General features: G+C 52.1%; 1 pseudogene. It reads right to left on the minus strand.

Going from position 1 to position 610, the window contains the following annotated elements:
• Positions 1–87: 87 nt before the first annotated feature.
• Positions 88–610: pseudogene (locus DB30_RS41050) on the minus strand (IS1-like element IS1X2 family transposase); the annotation flags it as partial.

Raw genomic sequence — 610 nt, forward strand, 5'->3', positions numbered from 1 at the left:
GCTAATGCGATTCTCTGACAAACTGACAGGGTTGGTTGTTTTTTTCATCCTTTACTGCTCCGCTGGATTTTTGGTAATGACTCCAACTTACTGATAGTGTTTTATGTTCAGATAATGTCCGATGACCTTGTCATGCAGCTCCACCGATTTTGAGAACGACAGTGACTTCCGTCCCAGCCTTGCCAGATGTTGTCTCAGATTCAGGTTATGTCGCTCAATGCGCTGAGTGTAACGCTTGCTGATAACGTGCAGCTTTCCCTTCAGGCGTGATTCGTACAGCGGCCAGCCATCCGTCATCCATACCACGACCTCAAAGGCCGACAGCTGGCTCAGAAGACGCTCCAGTGTGGCCAGAGTGCGTTCACCGAAGACGTGCGCCACAACCGTCCTCCGTATCCTGTCATACGCGTAAAACAGCCAGCGCTGACGTGATTTAGCACCGACGTAGCCCCACTGTTCGTCCATTTCAGCGCAGACAATCACATCACTGCCCGGTTGTATGCGCGAGGTTACCGACTGCGGCCTGAGTTTTTTAAGTGACGTAAAACCGTGTTGAGGCCAACGCCCATAATGCGTGCACTGGCGCGACATCCGACGCCATTCATGGCCA

Origin of the sequence: Enhygromyxa salina (genome assembly GCF_000737335.2) — a bacterium.
Lineage (GTDB): Bacteria > Myxococcota_A > Polyangia > Nannocystales > Nannocystaceae > Plesiocystis > Plesiocystis salina_C.